Consider the following 5422-nt stretch of genomic DNA (forward strand, 5'->3'; position numbering starts at 1 on the left):
TGGTGAAAAATCCATTCTACGATCTCGCTTTATTCACATAACGCCGTGCGCATGCGCGCGAACTTGTGAGCGTCGCAGGGGCCGCAGGCTCCGAATGCCGCACTTTATTAGGCGCTGGGTTTAAAAACAAAAACATAATGTGTTACCTGCAACGGATCGTTTTTAAGTGAGTCTGTAGCGGCATTAATGCTGGGCTGATTTTCAGCAGAAAATGAAGCACAAAAATCCGTTATCGGTTGCCGCTTACCGTCTGGAAATACAGCAAAAGCATCGTAGCCCAGAAAGATAAAACCATTCCCATAAATTTGTTTTATCACATCAACTGCATTCGTTCTGGCAACTAAACACTCCCGTCCAAACATGACAAACGGTATGCGCCAGCTTAGGAAAATTTCAGCCTGACTCATGGTTACCGCCTAACGCCTCAATCAGCCGACGCGTTAGCGGTCGGCTGCATTGGTTTGTTAAGTTGCTTTGCTCGTTTCTTATCCTTAACCCACAATACAGAACCATTTGTTTTTTTCATTTCAAACAAATCTATTGCCATGAATAGATCACTCAGTTTTTTGAATCCGTAATTTCGCTGATCAAAAGATGCATGGTTAGAAATATGAGTGCCGATAGGCCCAAGCATAGCCCAACCGTCTTCATCTTCCACTGCTTCGATAGCCTGCCGTAGCAAATTAATTAGTTTAGTATCGCTTTTAATATTCCGGCTTTGTTTCTGAATGGGTTGTTCAACCTCTGCTTCATCGTCTAAATATAGAAAGCGAGAGCAACTGTTCACAAAAGCTACTGGGGCTTTACGCTCACCAAAACCAATAACGAATTTACCATCAGCCAGAGTCCTCGTTACCAAGGGAGTAAAATCGCAATCAGATGATACAAGGCAAATGACATCGACATTTTTCGTATATAGAACATCCATGACATCAATCACCAACGCCATATCAGTCGCATTTTTACCTTTTGTAAGATCAAATTGTTGAATCGGTTGAATAGCAAACTCATGCAGCACATCTTCCCAAACTTTCAGGTTTTGATTTTTCCAGTTCCCATAAGCTTTTCTGATATTGACCACACCATAGCGAGCAAGCTCAGATAGCACTTTATCAATCTTTTTTGCTGGAGCATTATCAGCATCAATGAATACTGCAATTTTTTCTTTATCTTTCACTTATGCCTCCTTGCAACTTAACGCCGCCAGCAGCGGCCGAAAAACCGCGCCAGCGGATTTGAGGTCCAGCCCACGCAGTGGGCGTTGCTGACTGGCTTTGTTATAGCCACGTCTAACCGAGGACCTTGTTTATTTGTTTGACGATACTAATGCGGGCATTTTTACTTTTAAAGACTGTTGGCACATGCAAAAGAAACTTAGCCCATCTATATTTTTCGGTTTTTCGTTCGTTTGATGCAATGTAATCACGAAGATCGATAGCAGACTCACGATTAAATGCCCAAAGTATTTCACCTTTGTAACCGATGGAATAATAAGCATCTTCCGGCCACTGAAGAATATAAGGTTTTCTTGTATCGCAGTGGCTACAGGAAAACGCACCAAGATCAAGGCCATGATTTCTCATTAAATATTTTGAATGAGCCCAATTCTCGGGAGAATACCCCTCTGGTAATTGAGTGATAGCGTCGGTGGAACCACCATGCAAATTAGCGAAGTAAATTGCACCGTGCCACTTATGACCACAGCTATCGGTAAATACTGCATACTCAAAGACGTCGCTTTGCTCGAAAAAAGATAAATCTTTCTTTTGCGCTATTTTGACAACCTCGGCAAACTCAAAGACGCAATGCCCGCCACAAGCAGGACACTTAATGTCAACTTTGTGCGGCATTGGGTTCCAGTCGTAAGTACCGGTCATCTCGGTTCCTTTAAGCTATAACGCTGCCAACAGCGGCCGAGCGTAGCGAGGTCCAGCCCCGCAGGGGCGATGCTGCTTGGCCTTGTTAAATGTTGTTGGCTAGAAATTTGATTGAACATACGTAAACAGCAATTCCTGAATATTGTCTGGGTACTCTGTGAATTCATAGTCGAGCTTATTTAAGTACTCTTCATGTTTTTCTGAAATACTTTCTAATGCCTCAACTCTTTCATCTCGATCTCTCGGAGGACCGCCCTCACCAAACAAATCCAGTGCTTTCTGGGTAATGCCGGCCATTTTATGCGCACCAATAGCGCTAAGAGCCTTTGCTGCATAAAACGCGATATCGCCGGCTGTGTTATAAAACAGCTGATCGAAACCTCCGTTATTCACCTCGGCTTCCACAGCCCATATTGTTGCCAAGACGCGCTCTGGCTCACCAATACCGTCGAATCCCTTAGACTCAAATTCGATCAGTGATTTTTCAAATGCTTGCTCGATATTCATGATGACATTTAACGCCCGCCACAAACGCGAGCAACTTGTTGCGAGTCGAGCGCCCAACGGGCGCGCTTTTGATGGCGCTTGTTATGTTGGAACATGATCAAATAGCCCCTTAACTGCTATGTAAAAAACGAAGCAAGCAAAGATTAGCCCTAAAAAACGTATCACTTTGGGAGCATCTTTTTTAATTTTAAGCTGCACAGCGATTCCAAAATCATCACCTACGTACCACAAAAAAACCTTTTGTAAGCTCCACAAAGCCATAAATATGTAAAGGCTGAGCAGCCCATAAAACTCAACATTAGCTAGCATTAATGCCATCGTAATGATTAATGCGACTACTAAAACCGCGAAACTGATTGTCTTAATGCGAGCGATCATTACGCTGATCCAACATAACGCCGTGCTCTTGGGCAAACCGGAGCACAGTGTAGGTTCGTCCCTAGCAGCACTTTGTCAAATGCTTTTCTGCTTTTGCATTGCATCTTTGAGCTGCTCTATTGTTGGTGGATTATTTGACCGATGGAGCATGGCATGACAATTTGGACAAACTGGCACCAAGTCCTTTTCCGGGTTAACCTGATACGTGCTGTCAATTGTATGTAACGGTATCAGGTGATGAACATGTATAAAACCGATACCTATCTCACCATACATACTCTCAAAATTCATGGCACATACAAAACAATCTAAACCGTGTATTTCAATCGCTCTATTGCGTGCTTGGCGATCCCTTTCATAGGAGTTAACAGTTATTTGTTTTTTCGCGCCTTCTGCGTAGCCTTCGGGGTTTGAAATTTCCTCAGGATAACTAAACTCTGGCTGCTCTTGACCAAGGAAACGTAAATATGCCCTTAATGCAGTACCACAGTTGTTCTTGTAGCGCTCTGCCAAGTCTGTTTCTGAAAGGCGGTCCAGTATTTCTCTAACTTCACGGTCAGAAGCTACCGTAGATCTGTTTAGATTGATATTAAGGTGCCTTGAGACTGCCTCTAGATACCTTCCGTAACTATAAGCACTATTATCTTGCAAGCCTCCTTGGACTAAAAACTCTATATATTCGAATTCATTTTCGACCATGGCTCGAATTCCGATGGGTATTTAACGCCCCGCTAAACGGCGAGCGTTAGCGAGTCCGGTGGAGGCCACGCTTTTTGTGGCCGGAACGAATTTAAGCGGCTTTTTATGCATTATTGGCACGCCCCTTCATTAATGACATTACCCTGCTCGTTAACTTTGAAAGATAGCCATATTGTATTGAGACGACCTTCTTTCTCATATGCTTCAAATTCTGGTGAAAGCTCATTAAGCAATTTGACTGCCTCTGACTTTGGCATGCCGCCTACCAGTTTATTACAAAGGTTCTCCAATGCCTCGATTCTATGCTCGGCTTCATACTCTCCTTGCTGGCGATACTTCTCGGTAACACCAAGATCAATAGCAGAATACAACCAGAAACCATTCGTAAGTAGAAGCAATCCCCCAAGGACTACCGCAATCCATTTAGCCAACTGATAACTCCGTAGATGCATAACGCTGCCAGCAGCGGCCGAAAAGCCGCGCAGCGGTTTTGAGGTCCAGCGACCAACGGGAGCGATGTTGACTGGCCTTGTTATAAGTATTTGATATCACATCAAATCCCGCTCGTATGTTTTTTACCATTTTTACTTGTTACCCAAAGATAGATAACCATCACAAGGCTGACCAACAAACACAATGTAGAAATTTTAAACACAAGCTGTATGCCAGTATTAGGACAGCCCCACATACAGGTAGACAATAGCCCTGCTAGCGAAATAGCCAGAACCAAAATATTTACGACTACAGCAAAAATATACTTCATCGCTCACCCGAGCTTATAACGCCCCGCTAAACGGCGAGCGGTAGCGAGTCCGGTGGAGGCCGCGTCTTTTGCGGCCGGAACGAATTTGAGCGGCTTGTTAGGCTTTACCACGGATTATGTCCAGCTTATTGGATGGAGCATCTGGGGCCATAAATCCCGGAATGGTATCGGGGCCTCTTCTTGGGCGAGACAAAAACTCTACCGGCCACTCTGCGATGCGCTCCTCCTTCTTGTGAAGGTATATCCCCGGCTCAGGCTCATCAATATATTCACGCTGCAAAATAAGAGCTAGTGGAGCTTCGCTACCAGGTATTTCGTTAGCGCATTCCAATGCCTCTTCAAATGTTTCAAAGGCATAGTAGTAGTCACTGCCTTCCGCTAAATCCGGCGATCCATCATGCGGGTGGCACCACACCCGATATTCAAGAACCTCATCCCAGACATACCCGCCTCCGGCTTTTGCGGCACCAGAATACTCTCCCACCATTTCAGGATCTTTTACTTTTGGATATTTGCTCATGGTTCTCTTTGATGCCTAACGCTTGCAGCAGCGGCCGAGCGTAGCGAGGTCCAGCCCCAAAGGGGCGTTGCTGACTGCACTTGTTACATGCCTACCACTCAATTTGAATTTTTGTACCGACATTTACCAAATCCATAAATTCATCCATTTCGGAGTTTGTAATGGCAATACAGCCGTTTGTCCAATTGAAGTGCTGCGAAATTGGAGCAAGCCAACCTAACCAATTACGCTGCCCATGAACCATAATAAAACCACCGGGCGAAACTCCATTTTTCTCAGCTTTAGCTATATCAACTGCATTTGGATAGCTAACATGCATGGCTCTGTAGAATGAAGAGTCTTCTTTCTTGTAATCAAGCGAGTATTCACCTTCAGGCGTCCTTTCATCACCTTCTTGTTCTTTATGCCCTTTAGGATTGGCGCCAAGGGCAACGTCATAAACCTTTACTATTTCACCGGCCGACAATAAGTACATTTTCCTTTCGGATTTGTCGACTTTAACCAGATCTACCCCAGCAAAAGCTGTTTGAGTAACGAACATCAAAATTAGCAGGATATATTTCATAGCATGTAACGCCGCAAGCAAAGGCGCGCGTTAGCGCGTCCAGCCCGCAGGGCGATTTTGCCTTGCCTTGTTAAATGCTTACGCACGAGCTCCACCAGAATAGAGATGGTTAA

General features: G+C 44.6%; 9 protein-coding genes. All 9 read right to left on the minus strand.

Annotation, left to right across the window (positions count from 1 at the left end):
- Nucleotides 1-107: 107 nt before the first annotated feature.
- A complete protein-coding gene (locus NOG12_RS12735) occupies nt 108-407 on the minus strand; it encodes a hypothetical protein (protein WP_313933455.1) in 300 nt (99 codons plus the stop codon).
- A gap of 17 nt (nt 408-424) precedes the next feature.
- Nucleotides 425-1177 (minus strand): NYN domain-containing protein, encoded by a 753-nt coding sequence (locus NOG12_RS12740; RefSeq protein ID WP_110077082.1) that lies wholly within the window; start codon nt 1175-1177, stop codon nt 425-427.
- Between the two features lie 112 nt (nt 1178-1289).
- Complete coding sequence (locus NOG12_RS12745; RefSeq protein WP_313933456.1) at nt 1290-1877, minus strand: hypothetical protein; 588 nt, start codon at nt 1875-1877, stop codon at nt 1290-1292.
- Between the two features lie 99 nt (nt 1878-1976).
- A complete protein-coding gene (locus NOG12_RS12750) occupies nt 1977-2384 on the minus strand; it encodes a DMP19 family protein (RefSeq protein WP_313933457.1) in 408 nt (135 codons plus the stop codon).
- 81 nt (nt 2385-2465) lie between these two features.
- Nucleotides 2466-2762: a hypothetical protein gene (locus NOG12_RS12755; RefSeq protein ID WP_110077054.1), complete on the minus strand. Its 297-nt coding sequence runs from the start codon at nt 2760-2762 to the stop codon at nt 2466-2468.
- 75 nt (nt 2763-2837) lie between these two features.
- Nucleotides 2838-3461, minus strand: a complete 624-nt coding sequence (locus NOG12_RS12760) for an HNH endonuclease (protein ID WP_110077053.1) — start codon at nt 3459-3461, stop codon at nt 2838-2840.
- A gap of 110 nt (nt 3462-3571) precedes the next feature.
- Nucleotides 3572-3892, minus strand: a complete 321-nt coding sequence (locus NOG12_RS12765) for a hypothetical protein (protein ID WP_110077052.1) — start codon at nt 3890-3892, stop codon at nt 3572-3574.
- A 429-nt stretch (nt 3893-4321) separates the two neighbouring features.
- Entirely contained in the window at nt 4322-4744 is a 423-nt protein-coding gene (locus NOG12_RS12770) for a GCN5 family acetyltransferase (RefSeq protein WP_110077051.1), read from the minus strand.
- A 91-nt stretch (nt 4745-4835) separates the two neighbouring features.
- Nucleotides 4836-5309 (minus strand): L,D-transpeptidase family protein, encoded by a 474-nt coding sequence (locus NOG12_RS12775; RefSeq protein WP_110077050.1) that lies wholly within the window; start codon nt 5307-5309, stop codon nt 4836-4838.
- Between the last annotated feature and the right edge of the window lie 113 nt (nt 5310-5422).

This window comes from Pseudidiomarina fusca, from assembly GCF_032227045.1.
Lineage (GTDB): Bacteria > Pseudomonadota > Gammaproteobacteria > Enterobacterales > Alteromonadaceae > Pseudidiomarina > Pseudidiomarina fusca.